This window comes from Massilia sp. (genome assembly GCF_032106685.1).
Classification (GTDB): domain Bacteria; phylum Pseudomonadota; class Gammaproteobacteria; order Burkholderiales; family Burkholderiaceae_D; genus Telluria.
On record NZ_DAMCPG010000013.1, the window covers coordinates 38,037 to 53,399 of the forward strand.

Here is a 15,363-nt window from a genome sequence, read left to right on the forward strand (position 1 = left end):
GAAGTGGGTGACAGGGGATTATAACGAAACTGCGGCCTCAGGCCGCGGCCTTGAGCGTCTCGCGCTCGACCAGCACGGTATCGACGCTGTCGGTCAGCCACAGCTGGCCGTCCTGGATCGTGCACTGCAGCTGCATCGAGCGTTTCGCCAGCTTTTCGAGCTGGGCGCTGGCATCGAAGGGGATGTTGATCACGGTGAGGTTGCGCGCGCGCTCGAGCTTGTTGGCGATGCCCTTCCACCAGATGTGGCTGGTGGCGCTGTAGCTGTAGACATAGACGTGCTCGGCGCGGCCGCAGGCCTTCAGGAGGCGCTTCTCGTCCGGCTGGCCGACCTCGATCCAGGTGTGGATGGCGCCGGTCAGGTCCTTCTGCCACAGGTCGGGCTCGTCGGTGTCGAACAGGCCCTTGGTGAAGGCGAGCGACTCGGACGCATGCAAGGCAAAGGCGAGCACGCGGATCATCACGCGCTCGTCGGTCTCGGAAGGATGGCGGGCGATGGTGAGCCCGTGCTCCGCGTAGTAGTTGCGGTCCATGTCCGCGATCTGCAGTTCTGCCTTGTAGATGGTTGCTTTGAGGGCCATTGATGCTTGATTACTTTCTTATTTAAAAACGACTGTCCGGTCGCCGTTCTGCAAAATCCGGTGTTCCACGAACCACTTCACCGCCCGCGCCAGCACCACGCATTCGACGTCGCGCCCGATGGCGGTCAGTTCCTCGACCGTCATCGCGTGGTCCACCCGCTCGACGTCCTGCTCGATGATCGGGCCTTCGTCGAGGTCGCCCGTGACGAAGTGGGCGGTGGCCCCGATCAGCTTGACGCCGCGCCGGTGCGCCTGGGCATACGGGCGCGCGCCCTTGAAGCTGGGCAGGAAGGAATGGTGGATGTTGATCGCCCTGCCCTGCAAGGCTTCGCACAGCCCCGGCGACAGGATCTGCATGTAGCGCGCCAGCACCACCAGGTCCACCTTGTGCATGTCGAGCAGCTCGACGATGCGCGCTTCCTGCGCCAGCTTGGCTTGCTCGCTCGCCCCGGTGGCCAGCGGCAGGTGGTGAAACGGGATATTGTAACTTGCCGCGAGCTGGTAGAAGTCCATGTGGTTCGAGACGATCGCCGGGATCTCGACCGGCAGCAGCCCGCTCTTGTAGCGGAACAGCAGGTCGTTCAGGCAGTGGCCGATCTTCGAGACCATGATCAGCACGCGCGGCTTGGCATGGGCGTCGTGCAGCTGGCCGCGCATGGCGCCCTGCTCGCAGAAGGCGGCGAACGCGCCGCGCAGGTCGGCGTCGCCCACGCCCGGGTCCTCGGCCGCGAAGTGCACGCGCATGAAGAACAGCTGCGACTCCGGATCGCCGAACTGGGCCGAATCGATGATGTTGCAGCCGTGCTCGGCCAGGAAACCGGCGACGCGCAGCACGATGCCGCGCTGGTCATGGCAGGACAGGGTCAGGATGTATTCCGGGTGCGTCATGGCGGCCAACTCGTCGTAGTCTCGGGGCGGATCATTGTCGCATGAGCTTGCAGAAACAGCCACGCGAGAAAACGCACGACCGTGTTTTTTCTGTATAGTATCCAGGCCTGACTCAACCCCACAACCTGAACGGAGACACCACGATGACCCAAGCCACGAACGACCAGTTCCTGCTCGCCGCCCGCCCCGTCGGCCTGCCGAAGGACAGCGACTGGCAGCGCGCCGCGCCGGCCCTGCCCGACCTGAACGAAGGCGACGTACGCGTCAAGCTGCTCTACCTCTCGCTCGACCCGGCCATGCGCGGCTGGATGAACGAAGGCAAATCCTACGTGCGCCCGGTCGCCATCGGCGAAGTCATGCGCGCCGGCGGCATCGGCATCGTGGAGGAATCGAAGTCGCCGAAGTTCGCCGCCGGCGACACCGTGATGGGCGTGATGGGCGTGCAGCGCTACTGGAGCGGCCCGGCCGACGACCGCGGCGCCATGCTGGCGAAAGTCGACCCGGCGCTGGCCCCGCTGCCGACCTGGCTCAACGCGCTCGGCATGCCGGGCATGACCGCCTACTTCGGCCTGCTCGACGTCGGCCAGCCGAAACCGGGCGAGACGGTGGTGGTGTCGGGCGCGGCCGGCGCGGTCGGCATGACGGTCGGCCAGGTCGCGCGCAACATGGGCTGCCGCGTGGTCGGCATCGCCGGCGGCGCCGACAAATGCCGCTTCGTGGTCGAGGAACTCGGCTTCGACGCCTGCATCGACTACAAGGCCGGCCCCGTGAACGCGGCGCTGAAGGAACACTGCCCGCAGGGCGTGGACGTCTACTTCGACAACGTCGGCGGCGACATCCTCGACGCCGTCCTCACCCGCATCAACATGAAGGCGCGCATCGTGATCTGCGGCGCCATCTCGCAGTACAACGCGACGGGCGCGGTCAAGGGCCCGTCCAACTACATGTCGCTGCTGGTCAACCGCGCGCGCATGGAAGGCATGCTGGTCACCGACTATGCCGCGCGCTACCCGGAAGGCGTGGCGAGCATCGCGCGCTGGATGAAGGAAGGCAGCTTCAAGGCCAAGGAACACGTGGTCGAAGGCTTCGAGAACTTCCCGTCCGCCCTGAACATGCTGTTCGAGGGCAAGAACCTCGGCAAGCTGGTGCTGAAGGTCGCCGACGCCTAAGTCCCATCCGCACCTGCCTTGATTCGTTTCGAGGCGGGTGCATTTTCCTTGAACTTGCGCGGTTTGCGGGCGTCTACTTGCGATGCTCCTTCGCCCCCTCCCGGCAAGCTGCCGGGAGGGGTGGAAGGGATTTTTCACCTTCTACCATCCACCGCTCACGTCGAGGACACCATGCAAGCCTTTTCCAACACCGATCCCGCCATGCACGCCCAGCTCGAAGCCCAGGTCGACCTCATCACCCAGATGTCGCGCCACGCCACCGAGGCCCTGGGCCAGCTCGGCGAACTGAACCTGCGCATGATGCGCCAGCTGATGGACGACAGCGTCAAGCTCGGCCGCGCCCTGGCCGCCTGCCAGGCTCCCTTCCAGATGGGCGCGGTGGCGATGCGCGAATCGCAGCCGGCCGCCGAACACTGGCGCGCCTGGCAGAGTGCTCTGATGCAGGTGCTCAGCTCGGGCGGCGCGGCCCTGGCGCGCGACGCCAACAACGGCAGCTGGCAGGCCGCCCGCGGCGCCGGCGACTTCATGCGCGGCGCTGCCGGCGCCGCCGCCGCTGGCACTGGCGGCCAGGCCGTGCACGCTCCCGCCTAGCCGGCCGCTCACCGAACGGAGGTTCCGATGGCATCCCCAGGCAAACGCCAGGACGGGCCGGCAGACGCGCTCGCGCTGCTGCGCCGCGAACACGACAGGGTCCGCCAGCTGTTCCAGGAATTCGAGCGCGTGCGCGGCATCGAGGAAGAAGAGGAACACCTGGCCAACCTGGTCGACGACATCTGCTACGAACTGACGCTGCACGCGATCGTCGAGGAAGAGCTGTTCTACCCGCTGCTGCGCGCGGCGGGCAAGGACGACGACGAGATGATCGACGAGGCCGAGGTCGAGCATGCGGGCGTACGCGAGCTGGTCGGCCAGCTCGAGACCATGTACCCCGGCGACGAGCACTTCGACGCCACCGTCGCCGTGCTGGCCGAGGAAGTGGAGCACCATATGGCGCGCGAGGAAGGCGAGATCTTCGAGGCCGCGCGCGCCTGCGGCATCGACCTGGCGGCGCTGGCGCGCCGGATCGAGGCCAGGCGCCGCGAGCTCGACCAGGACATCGACGAAGGACTCGACGAGGGCGTGCCCGGCGCTATCGACGCGATGGAGCCGCACGCGGGCATGCGCCTGCCGCCGCGCGCGCCCGACTGAGAGCGCCGTTCGATCCCGCGCGCGATGCGATGCGCCATCGCGCGCATCCCGTGCGCACCGCGCGCAGCAAGCTGAAGGAACTAACATACCGGCCGTGTCTCTAACCGCACGAGCGCGGCAATGCTGCGCTTGGAGCCTGCCGGACGGGGCTCCTCCTTCATTTACGTGCAGGGCAACCAGGAGAGCGACATGGCGACGAGTAAGGAGAGCGGCAAGAGCGCGGGCAGCTCCGGCGGCAGCGCGCAGAAGAGCGGCAGCGGCAGCGGCAGCGGTCCCGCCAAGCGCGGCTTCGCGGCGATGGACCAGAACCAGCAGCGCGAAATCGCCAGCAAGGGCGGCCAGGCCGCCCACCAGAAGGGCACGGCGCACGAATTCGATTCCGAAGAAGCGCGCCGCGCCGGCCAGAAAGGCGGTGAGGCGGTGAGCCGCAACCGTGCACACATGGCCGACATCGGCCGCAAGGGCGGCGAAAGCCGGCAGTCGGCAAACCGCGCGGCCGCGGCCGCCAAGACGGCGGCCGGCAACCGCCAGGGAGGCAAGGAGCAATAAGCACGGGCCGTGCGGCCTGCGCCGCCGACCCGGCCTGGCGCCCAGGGCGCATCCGGCCGGGTCGCAGCCCCCTTCCCTTCTTTTCCTTTTCTTCCTTCCTGCGCGGCCAGGGGGCCGCGCAGCGACCGCAAGCCTTATGCGCTTGCCATCCGTTCACACTCCTCCGCACAGCGGCGGCAGGCGGCCGCGCATTGCTGGCAATGATCCATCTGGTGCTTCCCGCATTCCTCTGCGCAGGCGCGGCAGATCTCGGCGCACAGGCGGCACACCGCGGCCGCGTTCTCGCTGGCGCGCGCCATCACGCCGGCCGCCAGCCGGCACACCTGGCTGCAATCCATGTCGAGGGCGATGCAGCGCGCCATCATCTTCACGTCCTCCTCACGCAGGCAGGACGCCGCGCAGTTGTCGCAGGCCATGGCGCAGGCATTGCAAGCGTCGATGCAGCTTTGGAAGTGATCGAGTTTCATCCTTGTTCTCCTCATGTCGGCTGGTCGAAGAAAACAGGATAGGGCCGGCCCGCGCCGCGCGGCGCACGCATGGCCGGTACCGACGCCCTGGGAGCCGCAGGAGGCGGCCGGCGAGGCGGGCGCGCCTGTGGTACATTCCCGGCCCTATGCCACACGAGCTCAAGTACCTGACCGCCTATCCCGAGCAACTGCGCCGCCAGGCCGCCGACCTGCTCGCCGAAAACCGCCTGGGCGCCCTGCTGCGCTCGCGCTATCCGCGCGCCCACGGCCTGCGCACCGACCGCGCGCTCTACGACTACGTGCAGGACCTGAAGGATGACTACCTGCGCAACGCCGAGCCGGTCTCGAAGGTCGCCTACGACAGCAAGATCCACGTGGTCCAGCACGCGCTCGGCCTGCACACGGCGATCTCGCGCGTCCAGGGCAGCAAGCTCAAGGCCAAGCACGAGATCCGCATCGCCAGGGTGTTCCGCGACGCGCCCCTCGAGTTCCTGCGCATGATCGCCGTGCACGAACTGGCCCACCTGAAGGAAAAGCAGCACGACAAGGCCTTCTACAAGCTGTGCTGCTGGATGGAGCCGCAGTACCACCAGTTCGAGCTCGACCTGCGGCTCTACCTGACGCACATGGAACACACCGGCGAGCGGCTGTGGGCGGCCGAGGCCTGACCCGTGGCCAGGTCCGGGCTCACTCCTAGCTCGGGAACAGCAGCTGTATGTCGTCGTCGGACTTGAAGGTGTTCAGCACCCATCCATCGTTTCCGCGATAGAAATAAAACGTCCAGCGCATGGCATGTTTTTCGAATCGTTGGATGTGCACGATGCGCAGCAGGTTCTCGCCGACCTTGTCTTCGCGGATGAACTCGTGTCCGATGCTCCTGCCGAAGCGTTGCGCCATCGCGGGTTGCTGCAGCTTGATCTGCTCGATCATCACATCGAATTCCGCTCGCGGCACGATCAGGAAAGACCGGACCACTTCCACGCCGCCCGCCAAGTCGCCGTTGCCGACCTTCGCCATGACCTGGTTGGTCAGCGCCCTGGCCGCAGCCGTGTCCTTCAGGGTCTCGGCCACTGCGCTCGCACACAGCAAGTAAAGCAGGGCAAACAACAGCTTGATTCGATGTGTCAACTGCACAGAATTTTTCTCCAGGATGCGTGATCAGGACGCTTGCGCGCCGGCCGACGGCAGCGTGCAGCGTAACGATGCGAGCTGCCGCCCAAGGCAGGTCCCTGGCGGGTCCAGGGATCAGACAAGGTCGAGTGTACAACGAATGTTGCTTATGAATCAACTCAGCTGGAGTAAACGCAACATTCATATACCCTACCCCCCTATGCTATGATCCACGCACAGGAGAACACATGAGCCACACCGCACGCGAAAAAACGAAATTGCTGAACCGGGTGCGCCGCATCCGCGGCCAGCTCGAAGCCGTCGAGCGCGCTCTCGAGGGCGAGCACGACTGCGCCGAGATCCTGCACCTGCTGGCAGCCGCCCGCGGCGGCATGAATGGCCTCATGGCCGGCGTCATCGAGGACCACATCCGCGAGCACGTGGCCAGCCCGGCGCTGGCCGACGACGAACGTACGCGCGGCGCCGACGAGCTGGTCGAGGTCGTGCGCAGCTACCTGAAATAGAGAAATGGCAGTCAAGTCCCCCTGCATCGAACTATGCAGCTTCGACGGCCGTACCGGCTTCTGCACGGGCTGCCTGCGCACCCGGCTGGAAGCGCGCGAATGGAAGAAGATGACCGACCACCGGCGCCACCAGGTCATCAACGAACGCACGCGCCGCGAGAAGAAGCTGGCCGGCAAATAAACGCCCCACCCCAGGAAAGACCATGAACACGATCCGCGAACACGACGACCTCTCGCGCTGGACCCACGAACACGTATTCGACAAAGGCGGCGCGGGCCCGCACGCGGCCGAGCGCGGCACGCGCCTGGTGATGTGGATCACGGCAGCCATGATGGTGGTCGAGATCGCCGCCGGCTGGTGGTTCAACTCGATGGCCCTGCTGGCCGACGGCTGGCACATGAGTTCGCACGCCCTGGCGATCGGCCTGAGCGCCTTCGCCTACGCCGCCGCGCGCAAATATGCGAAGGACCCGCGCTTCGCCTTCGGCACCTGGAAGATCGAGATCCTGGCCGGCTACACCAGCGCGGTGTCCCTGCTCGGCATCGCCGCCCTGATGGCGACCAGTTCGATCGAGCGCTTCTTCGCACCCTCGCCCATCCACTACCAGGAGGCCATCGCCATCGCCGTGCTCGGGCTGGTGGTCAACGTCGTCTGCGCGGTCATCCTCGGCGGCGCCCACCACCACGGCCATGATCACGGCCATCATCATGGTCACGCACACGGCCACGACCATCACCACGGCCACGACCACGGCCACCATCATCACGACCTGAACCTGAAGTCGGCCTACGTGCACGTGATCGCCGACGCCGCCACCTCGGTGCTGGCGATCGCCGCGCTGTTCGGCGGCCTGTTCTTCGGCTGGGGCTGGCTCGACCCGCTGATGGGCATCGTCGGCGCCGTGCTGGTGGCGGTGTGGGCCAGGAACCTGATCGTCGACACCGGCAAGGTCCTGCTCGACCGCGAGATGGATGCCCCGGTCGTGGCCGAGATCCGCGAAGTCGTGAAGGCCGACGCGGGCAGCGGCGACACCCGCATCGTCGACCTGCACGTCTGGCGCGTCGGCCGCGCGTCCTATGCCTGCGCCCTGAGCGTGGTCACGAACGACCCCGCCCTCGGCGCGGACCGGATCCGCGAACGCCTGGCGGTGCACGAAGAAATCGTGCACACGACCATCGAGGTCCATCAGCGCGGGTAAAGCCGCCTTCCCGCGCCGTGCGCCCAGGTGTACAGCGCCGGCAGGATCAACAGCGTCAGCGCCGTCGACGACAGGATGCCGCCGATGACCACCGTCGCCAGCGGCCGCTGCACCTCGGCCCCGGTGCTGGTCGCCAGCGCCATCGGCAGGAAGCCGAGCGAGGCCACCAGCGCGGTCATCAACACGGCGCGCAGGCGCGCCTCGGCGCCTTCGCGCATGGCCTGCTCGGCGCCCAGGCCCTGTTCGCGCAGCGCGCGCACGAACGACATCATCACCAGCCCGTTGAGCACGGCCACGCCGGAGAGCGCGATGAAGCCGACCGCCGCCGAGATCGACAGCGGCAGGCCGCGCAGCCACAGGGCGAGCACGCCCCCGGTCATGGCGAAGGGGATGCCGCTGAACACCAGCAGCCCGTCCTTCAGGCTGTTGAACATCAGGTAGAGCAGCGCGAACACCAGGGCCAGCGCGGCCGGGACCACCAGCGCCAGGCGCTTGCTGGCCGCCTGCAGGTTCTCGAACTGGCCGCCCAGGCTCAGCCAGGTGCCGGCCGGCAGCTTGACCGCCGCCAGCTCGCGCTCCAGATCGGCGACAAAAGAGCCGAGGTCGCGTCCGCGCACGTTGGCGGTGACCACCACGCGCCGCTTGCCGTTCTCGCGGCTGATCTGGTTGGCCTCGGGCACGAAGGACAGGGTCGCGATCTCCGACAGCGGGATGCTGGCGGCGCGCCCGTCCTCGGCCGGCAGGGCGATCGGCAGCTGGCGCAGGCTGTCGACGTCGTTGCGCAGGCCCTCGGGCAGGCGCACCGTGATCGCGAAGCGGCGGTCGCCCTCGAACACCATCCCGACGTCGCGCCCCCCGACCAGGGTGCCGAAGGCTTCCTGGACGTCGGCCACGTTCAGGCCATAGCGCGCGGCCTTGATGCGGTCCACGTTCAGCGTCAGCGCCGGCAGCCCCTCCAGCTGCTCGACCTTCACCTCCGCCGCGCCCGCGACCTTGCCGAACACGCGCGCGACCTGCTGGGCGGTGGCCAGCATGGCCTCGGTGTCGTCGCCGAACACCTTGACCGCGACGTCGCTGCGCACGCCCGAGATCAATTCGTTGAAGCGCAGCTGGATCGGCTGCGAGAACTCGTAGCTGTTGCCCGGTACGCGCTGCGCCGCCTCGGTGATGGCCTGCACCAGTTCGGCATGCGTCTTGCGCGGTGTCGGCCACTGGCTGCGCGGGCGCAGCATGATGTAGCTGTCGGCCGCGTTCGGCGGCATAGGGTCGGTCGCCACCTCCGAGGTGCCGACGCGGGCGAACATGCGCTCGATCTCGGGAAACTCCTTCAATAGCGCGGCTTCCAGGCGCTGCTGCATCGCCACCGACTGCGACAGGCTGGTGCCCGGAATGCGCACCGTCAGCACCGCGATGTCGCCCTCGTCCAGATTGGGTGCGAACTCCGTCCCCAGCCGGGTCGCCAGCACGAGACTCAGCAGGACGCTGAGCACGGCGAAGCCCAGCGCCACAGGACGGTTGCGCAGCACCCGGTCGAGCAGGCGCCGATAGATGGCGCGCGCGCGGTCCATCAGCCGGTTCTCGTGCTCGGGCACGGCTTTCGTGACGAACAGCGCCACCGCCGCCGGCACGAAGGTGACCGACAGGATCATCGCCGCCGCCAGCGCCAGCACCACCGTGATCGCCATCGGATGGAACATGCGGCCCTCGATGCCCGACAGCGCGAAGATCGGCAGGTAGACCGTCATGATGATCAGCTGGCCGAACAGCAGCGGCCGGCGCGCCTCGGCCGCCGCCAGCGCCACCTCGGCGAAACGCTCCTCGCGCGTGAGGGTGCGGCCGGCCGCGGCCTGGGCCAGTCCGAGGCGGCGGATGCAGTTCTCGACGATGACGACGGCGCCGTCGACGATGATGCCGAAGTCGAGCGCGCCCAGGCTCATCAGGTTGGCGCTGACCCCGGCCTCGACCATGCCGGTGAAGACCATCAGCATCGTGAGCGGAATCACCAGCGCCGTGATCAGGGCCGCGCGCAGGTTACCCAGGAACAGGAACAGGATGGCCACCACCAGCAGCGCGCCCTCGACCAGGTTGGTGCGCACGGTGGTGATCGCCTTGTTGACCAGCACCGAACGGTCGTAGACCGGCAGCGCGTGCACGCCGGGCGGCAGCGAGCGGTTCACCTGCGCCAGCTTGTTGCGCGCGCTCTCCGCCACCGCGCGGCTGTTCTCGCCGATCAGCATGAAGACCGCGCCGAGCACGACTTCGCGGCCGTTCTCGGTGGCCGCGCCGGTGCGCAGCTCGCGCCCGAGCTCGACCTCGGCGACGTCGCGCACGCGAACCGGGGCGCCCCCGGCCACGTCGAGCACGATGTTGCGGATCTCTTCCAGCGACTTCACCTGGCCGGGAGTGCGCACCACGAACTGCTCGCCGCCGCGCTCGATGTAGCCGGCGCCGGCATTGGCGTTGTTGCGGTCGATCGCCTTGACCAGCACGTCCAGCGACAGACCATGCGCCGCCAGCCGGTCCATGTCGGGCGCCACCAGGTATTCCTTCAGGTAGCCGCCGATGGTGTTCACCTCGGTCACGCCGGGCACGCCGCGCAGCTGGGGCGCCACGATCCAGTCCTGGATCTCGCGCAGGTCCATCGGCGTGTAGGGCGTGCCGTCGGGCTTGCGCGCGCCCTCCTTCGCTTCCACGGTCCAGTAGAAGATCTCGCCCAGGCCGGTGGCGGTCGGCCCCATGGCCGGCTCCACGTTTTCGGGCAGCGCGGCGCGGGCGCCCTGCAGGCGCTCGCTTACCAGCTGGCGCGCGAACCAGATGTCGGTGCCGTCCTTGAACACCACGGTGACCTGGGACAGCCCGTACTTCGACAGCGAGCGGGTCTGCTCCAGGCCCGGCAGGCCGTTCATCACGGTCTCGATCGGGAAGGTGATGCGCTGCTCGACTTCGAGCGGCGAATAGCCCGGCGCGGCGGTGTTGACCTGCACCTGGACGTTGGTGATGTCGGGCACGGCGTCGATCGGCAGGCGCCCGTAGCTGTGGACGCCCAGGCCGCCCAGGCAGAGGAAGGCGAAGATCACCAGCCAGCGGCGGGCGATGACGAAGGCAATGAGTCGGTCGAACATGGCGGCTCCTTCAGTGCGCGTGCTCGGCTTCGCCCTTGCCGAGCTCCGCCTTCAGGAGGAAACCGCCGCTGCTCGCGTACGCCGTTCCGGCGTCGAGGCCCTTGACGATCTCGGTGCGCTTGCCGTCCGTGCGCCCGGGCGTGACCTGCTGGGCACGAAAACCGCCCGCGGTGCGCACGAACACCACGTTGCGCTCGTGGATCGTCTGGATCGCGTCGCTGGCGACCGTCACCGGCACCTGGGCCTCCTCGCCCAGGATGTCGACCGTGGCCAGCATGCCGGGGCGCAGGCGCAGGCCGGGATTGGGCAGCGTCACCCGGGCCGTGGCCATGCGCGTGGCTTCACCCAGCACCGGCCCGACAAAGGAGACGCTGCCGGCCAGCTCGCCGGACCCGGCCGCGATGGTGATCACGGCGGGCATGCCCGGCGTGACCTGGGCCAGGCTGGGGCCCGGCACCGCGGCCTCGATCCAGACCTGGGACAGGTCCGCCACCGTCAGCAGCGCCGCGGTCTCGGCGACCGACTGGCCGGCGACGGCCGGCTTGTCCACCACCACGCCGTCGAAAGGCGCGCGCACGGCGACGCTGCTCGATACCCCGTCGTGCGGCGCGATGCCGAGCGCCGCCAGGCGCTGCCCCGCCGCGGCGGCGGCGATCTCGGCGTCCTTCAGCGCGGCCTGGGCGGCCTCCATGTCCTGGCGCGCGGAAATCCCCTGCTCCCACAGGCTGCGCTCGCGCTCGTAGACGCTACGCGCCAGCGCCAGCCGCGAACGCGCGCCGGCATGGTCGGCGCGCCAGCCGGCGACCGCCGGGCTGCGCACCACGGCCAGGGCCTGGCCCTTTTTCACCGTGCTGCCGACCGACACCGGCACCGACTCGACGATGCCCGGCGCCGGTGCGGCCAGCGCCACGCTGCGCTCGGCATTCACCTTGACCTGGGCCGGCAAGTGCAGGTGTTCGCGGATGCGCGCGGGCCCCGCCCGGTCGAGCGCGATGCCGTTGGCGCGCAGCTGGGCCGCGCTCATCGCGATGTCCTCGTCCTGGCCGGCGCCGGCCTGCGGTTGTTCGGGATGGCGGTCGTCGTGGCCGTGCGAGTCCGCGTGGGCGGCATGACCGTCCCCCTCCACGCGCGCGGGCGCGGCCGGCTGGCGCCACAGCAGCAGCGCGGCAAGGATGGCGGCGATCGCGCACATCAGCGCGATCCAGATAAGCTGTTTCCTGTTCATGGTCTTCTCAATCGTCTGTCTGGTTCGTTTGCGCGTTGTCGGTGGCGGCGCCGGCCAGGCGCTCGATGTCGGCATAGGCCTGCCAGGCGGCCAGCAGCGCGTTCCACTGGCGCGCCTGGACCTGGGCCAGCGTGCGCTGGGCGTCGAGCACGTCCAGCAAGGCGAACTTGCCGTGCTCGAAGCCCTTCAGGGTCAGCGCATGGCTGGCCCTGGCGTCGGGAATCGCTTCCTCGCGCAGCAGCGCGGCTTCCCGGCTGGCGGCCTGGAAGCGGACGTGGGCGGCCGTCAGTGCCGCCACGGTGGCGGTTTCGGCCGCGGCCAGCTCCTCGCGCGCCTTGTCGGTGCGGCGCAGGGCGGCGCCCAGCCGGCCGCTGTTGCGGTCGAACAGCGGCAGCGGCACCGACAGCCCGAGCACGGCCTGGCGGCGCCCGATCTCATCCGCGCGCTGGCTGCCGACCGACAGCGTCACATCGGGAATCCGCGCCGCGCGCTCGACCTGGACCTGGCCATCCTGCGCGGCCAGGGCGGCGCGTGCGCGCCGCACCGGCGCCGCCTCGGCGGCCCTGGCCAGCAGCACCGGCAAGGGCGCCAGCCGGGGCAGCGGCGCGTCCGGCTGCGCGGCGAGTTCCAGCGAATCGCCCGGCCTGCCGAGCAGGGCGCCGAGCCGGGTGCGGGCCAGCGCCAGTTCGGCGCCGGCCGCGTTCAGTTCGGTCCTGGCTTCCAGCGCCGCCAGGCGCGCGCGGGTGGCGTCGATCGGCGGCACCTTGCCGGCCGCGACCTGGCGCGCGGCGACGTCGACGCTGCGCTCGGCCAGCGCGGCCAACTGGGTGGCCAGTTCCTGGCGCTCGCGCGCCACCAGCGCGCCGTGGAAGGCGGCGACGACCTCGGCGCGCACCTCCTGGCGCAGGGCGGCCAGGTCGCTGCGGGCGAGCGCGGCCTCGCCCTCGGCCAGCGCCATCCTGGCGCGGCGCTTGCCGCCCAGTTCGATCGGCTGGTTGATCTGGATGGTGGTGGTCCTGGCGCCGGCCTGTTCGCCTTCGCGCAGGTATTCCAGGGTCGGGTTCGGATAGCGTCCCGCCTGGTCGACGGCGGCATCGAATGCAGCCGCCTCGTGGCCGGCCGCGCGCAGGCGCGGCTGCTCCAGCGCGAGCCGGATCGCCGCCGGGAGGTCGATGGGTGTGGCTGCGCCGGCCGGCGCGCCGTGCAGGGGCGCAGCGGCCGAACCGCCGCCGCACGCCAATGCCGACACGACCAGCAGGACGGACAGCCGCCTGTGGTGAATGCTCATGTTTTGCTCCTGAATTGAAGATCGTTCAGGCGCGCAGGTGGGAAGCGGGCCGCGCGGGCCCGCGAACGGAAGGACTGCGCGCGCTAGCTAAGCGCGGCAGGCCACTTTGGGCGTTCGGGACGCGCCGGCGGAGGCGGCGCCAGGATGGCGGATGCGGCGGCGGCGGCGCCGGACTGGGGCTCGCTGCCGGGAAAGGCCGGTGCTTCGGAAGGAAGGCCGACGCTGTGCCCGAGGGTGCAGGCCGCGCAGTGCGGATCGGCCAGCAGGGAGGCGCCCTCGTCGACCACGAAGGCCGGCTGGGCGGTGAGCCCGTCCTTGCCGGCGACGACGTGGTGGGTAACCCCGGCCGGGGTCGTCACGCAGCAACGGTCGGCCACCGCCAGGGCAACCTGGAAGGGATAGACCAGCAACAGCATGATGAGGATCCAGCGGCGCATCGGTTCGTGATCGGAATCGGCAAAAAGCTTGTCGGGATGACAGCCAACCTCGCCATCATACCTGCTAATGCGCAACCTGGCGATGCGCGCCGGGTAGCGGGGGCGCATCTTGAACACGCGGCCGGGCCCGGCGGCGCCAGGATGCATCAAATATAACACTCGTTGCCAACACGCAACGCTAGAGGAAGCCCTCTTGGTTTCCTCACGTAAATTCATCGACTTTCAATGGACCGTTCGCTAAAGTCGCTTCCGGCCTGGCGCACGACTTCTGTCGGCCGGCGACACCGCATCGCCTCCTCCACCGCCGGCGTGGCCGCGAGGACTTTCCTGACGATTTTGACACCATGTATCCGTACCTTATTCCCGGCAAGGCCTTGCGCGCTTGCCTGCGCGCGGCCCTGCCCGTCCTTCTGCTGGTCCTGGGAACGAGCGGCACCGTCGCCGCCGGCGACACCGCGCCCGGCTGGCAGCTGTCCGGCTTCGGGACCTTCGGCGCCGCCCATTCCAGCGAGCGCCATGCCGACTACAGCTCGTCGGCGATGAAGGCCAGCGGAGCCGGCCGTTCGCACGACTGGAGCCCGCAGGTCGACAGCAAGCTCGGGCTCCAGGCCGACCTGCGGCTCGGGCCGCGCTGGTCGGGGGTGCTGCAGGTGGTGAGCGAGCAGCACCTCGACTACAGCTACCGGCCGCGGGTCGAATGGGCCAACCTGAAATACCAGGCCACGCCCGAGCTGGCGCTGCGCTTCGGCCGCATCGCGCTGCCGGTGTTCGTCGCCGCCGACTACCGCAAGGTGGGCTACGCCTATCCCTGGGTGCGCACACCGGTCGAGCTCTACGGCGCGATTCCGCTGTCGAACAGCGACGGCGCCGACCTAACCTGGCGCTGGGACGGCGACGCCGTGCGCGGCACCACCCAGGTCTTCGCCGGCCGCACCACCGTGCCGCTCTTCGCCGGCGCGCACCTGCGCGGCAGCGGCATCGCCGGCCTGTCGCAGACGATCGAGCGCGGCGACCTGAGCGTGCGCGCTTCCTTCATCACCACGCGCCTGACGATCACCCTGTTCCCCGAGCTGTTCGCCGGCCTGCGCGCCTTCGGGCCGCCAGGCCAGGCGCTCGCCGACAGCCTGGCCGTGGAGCACAAGCGCGCCACCGGCACCAGCATCGGCCTGAACTACGATCCGGGGCAGTGGTTCGTATTGGGCGAAGCCGGCCACTACGCGGTCGACGCCTACCTCGGCGCCTCCGATTCGGCCTACGCGAGCGCCGGCTACCGTCACGGCGCGTTCACGCCCTACCTCGGCTATGCCCGAACCTGGGGCAAGCCGCCGGCCGGCCCGCATGCGCTGGCACTGGACCGCCTGTCGCCGTCCATGGCCCAGGCCGGCGCGCTCCTGAACGCCAGCGTCGGCGCCATGCTGCGCGCGATTCCCTCGCAATCGACCTCGACCCTCGGCCTGCGCTGGGACGCCGGGCAGAACGTCGCCCTCAAGCTGCAGTTCGACCGCGTGACCCCGCGCGCCGGCTCGCGCGGCACGATGATGAACCTGGGACCGGGATTCCGCTCCGGCCGCACGGCGCAGGTCACCAGCGCCACGCTCGACTTCGTGTTCTGAGGCG

At 69.2% G+C, this 15,363-nt stretch carries 17 protein-coding genes; 9 read left to right on the forward strand and 8 right to left on the reverse strand.

What is annotated here, in order from left to right:
* Nucleotides 1–37: 37 nt before the first annotated feature.
* Nucleotides 38–580, reverse strand: coding sequence for a YaeQ family protein (locus RT688_RS09850; protein WP_313704695.1), 543 nt, complete (start codon nt 578–580; stop codon nt 38–40).
* Nucleotides 581–598: 18 nt separating this feature from the next.
* Nucleotides 599–1,468 (reverse strand): formyltetrahydrofolate deformylase, encoded by an 870-nt coding sequence (gene purU, locus RT688_RS09855; RefSeq protein ID WP_313704696.1) that lies wholly within the window; start codon nt 1,466–1,468, stop codon nt 599–601.
* A 143-nt stretch (nt 1,469–1,611) separates the two neighbouring features.
* On the opposite strand from purU, the gene RT688_RS09860 reads away from it, so the two are divergent.
* The 4 genes from RT688_RS09860 (at nt 1,612) to RT688_RS09875 (ending at nt 4,374) form a co-directional block, all read left to right on the forward strand.
* The gene (locus RT688_RS09860) at nt 1,612–2,637 is read left to right on the forward strand and encodes an NADP-dependent oxidoreductase (RefSeq protein ID WP_313704697.1); all 1,026 of its coding nucleotides are present in this window, start codon (nt 1,612–1,614) and stop codon (nt 2,635–2,637) included.
* A gap of 171 nt (nt 2,638–2,808) precedes the next feature.
* Nucleotides 2,809–3,228, forward strand: coding sequence for a phasin family protein (locus RT688_RS09865; protein ID WP_313704698.1), 420 nt, complete (start codon nt 2,809–2,811; stop codon nt 3,226–3,228).
* A 27-nt stretch (nt 3,229–3,255) separates the two neighbouring features.
* Nucleotides 3,256–3,825, forward strand: a complete 570-nt coding sequence (locus RT688_RS09870) for a hemerythrin domain-containing protein (RefSeq protein WP_313704699.1) — start codon at nt 3,256–3,258, stop codon at nt 3,823–3,825.
* 189 nt (nt 3,826–4,014) lie between these two features.
* A complete protein-coding gene (locus tag RT688_RS09875; RefSeq protein WP_312552835.1) occupies nt 4,015–4,374 on the forward strand; it encodes a KGG domain-containing protein in 360 nt (119 codons plus the stop codon).
* 134 nt (nt 4,375–4,508) lie between these two features.
* Here RT688_RS09875 and RT688_RS09880 read toward each other — a convergent pair whose 3' ends face one another.
* A complete protein-coding gene (locus tag RT688_RS09880; RefSeq protein WP_313704700.1) occupies nt 4,509–4,841 on the reverse strand; it encodes a four-helix bundle copper-binding protein in 333 nt (110 codons plus the stop codon).
* A gap of 146 nt (nt 4,842–4,987) precedes the next feature.
* Between RT688_RS09880 and RT688_RS09885 the strand changes: the two genes are divergently transcribed.
* The gene (locus RT688_RS09885; RefSeq protein WP_313704701.1) at nt 4,988–5,509 is read left to right on the forward strand and encodes a YgjP-like metallopeptidase domain-containing protein; all 522 of its coding nucleotides are present in this window, start codon (nt 4,988–4,990) and stop codon (nt 5,507–5,509) included.
* A gap of 25 nt (nt 5,510–5,534) precedes the next feature.
* On the opposite strand, the gene RT688_RS09890 is transcribed toward RT688_RS09885, so the two are convergent.
* On the reverse strand, nt 5,535–5,975 hold the full coding sequence (locus RT688_RS09890) for a hypothetical protein (RefSeq protein WP_313704702.1): 441 nt from the start codon (nt 5,973–5,975) through the stop codon (nt 5,535–5,537).
* A gap of 224 nt (nt 5,976–6,199) precedes the next feature.
* On the opposite strand from RT688_RS09890, the gene RT688_RS09895 reads away from it, so the two are divergent.
* From RT688_RS09895 to dmeF, 3 genes are read left to right on the forward strand one after another with little or no spacing between them, the layout of a single operon-like run.
* Complete coding sequence (locus tag RT688_RS09895; RefSeq protein ID WP_313704703.1) at nt 6,200–6,475, forward strand: metal/formaldehyde-sensitive transcriptional repressor; 276 nt, start codon at nt 6,200–6,202, stop codon at nt 6,473–6,475.
* Between the two features lie 4 nt (nt 6,476–6,479).
* The gene (locus tag RT688_RS09900) at nt 6,480–6,656 is read left to right on the forward strand and encodes a DUF1289 domain-containing protein (protein ID WP_313704704.1); all 177 of its coding nucleotides are present in this window, start codon (nt 6,480–6,482) and stop codon (nt 6,654–6,656) included.
* Nucleotides 6,657–6,678: 22 nt separating this feature from the next.
* Entirely contained in the window at nt 6,679–7,674 is a 996-nt protein-coding gene (dmeF, locus tag RT688_RS09905; RefSeq protein WP_409521902.1) for a CDF family Co(II)/Ni(II) efflux transporter DmeF, read from the forward strand.
* Here the strand turns inward: dmeF and RT688_RS09910 are convergent.
* From RT688_RS09910 to RT688_RS09925, 4 genes are all read right to left on the reverse strand, one after another.
* The gene (locus tag RT688_RS09910) at nt 7,662–10,796 is read right to left on the reverse strand and encodes a CusA/CzcA family heavy metal efflux RND transporter (RefSeq protein WP_313704705.1); all 3,135 of its coding nucleotides are present in this window, start codon (nt 10,794–10,796) and stop codon (nt 7,662–7,664) included. The genes dmeF and RT688_RS09910 overlap by 13 nt on opposite strands.
* 10 nt (nt 10,797–10,806) lie before the next feature.
* On the reverse strand, nt 10,807–12,021 hold the full coding sequence (locus RT688_RS09915) for an efflux RND transporter periplasmic adaptor subunit (RefSeq protein WP_313704706.1): 1,215 nt from the start codon (nt 12,019–12,021) through the stop codon (nt 10,807–10,809).
* A 7-nt stretch (nt 12,022–12,028) separates the two neighbouring features.
* Nucleotides 12,029–13,309 (reverse strand): TolC family protein, encoded by a 1,281-nt coding sequence (locus RT688_RS09920; RefSeq protein WP_313704707.1) that lies wholly within the window; start codon nt 13,307–13,309, stop codon nt 12,029–12,031.
* Between the two features lie 83 nt (nt 13,310–13,392).
* Entirely contained in the window at nt 13,393–13,746 is a 354-nt protein-coding gene (locus tag RT688_RS09925) for a hypothetical protein (RefSeq protein WP_313704708.1), read from the reverse strand.
* A gap of 344 nt (nt 13,747–14,090) precedes the next feature.
* Between RT688_RS09925 and RT688_RS09930 the strand changes: the two genes are divergently transcribed.
* Nucleotides 14,091–15,359 (forward strand): hypothetical protein, encoded by a 1,269-nt coding sequence (locus tag RT688_RS09930; protein ID WP_313704709.1) that lies wholly within the window; start codon nt 14,091–14,093, stop codon nt 15,357–15,359.
* Nucleotides 15,360–15,363 lie beyond the last annotated feature (4 nt).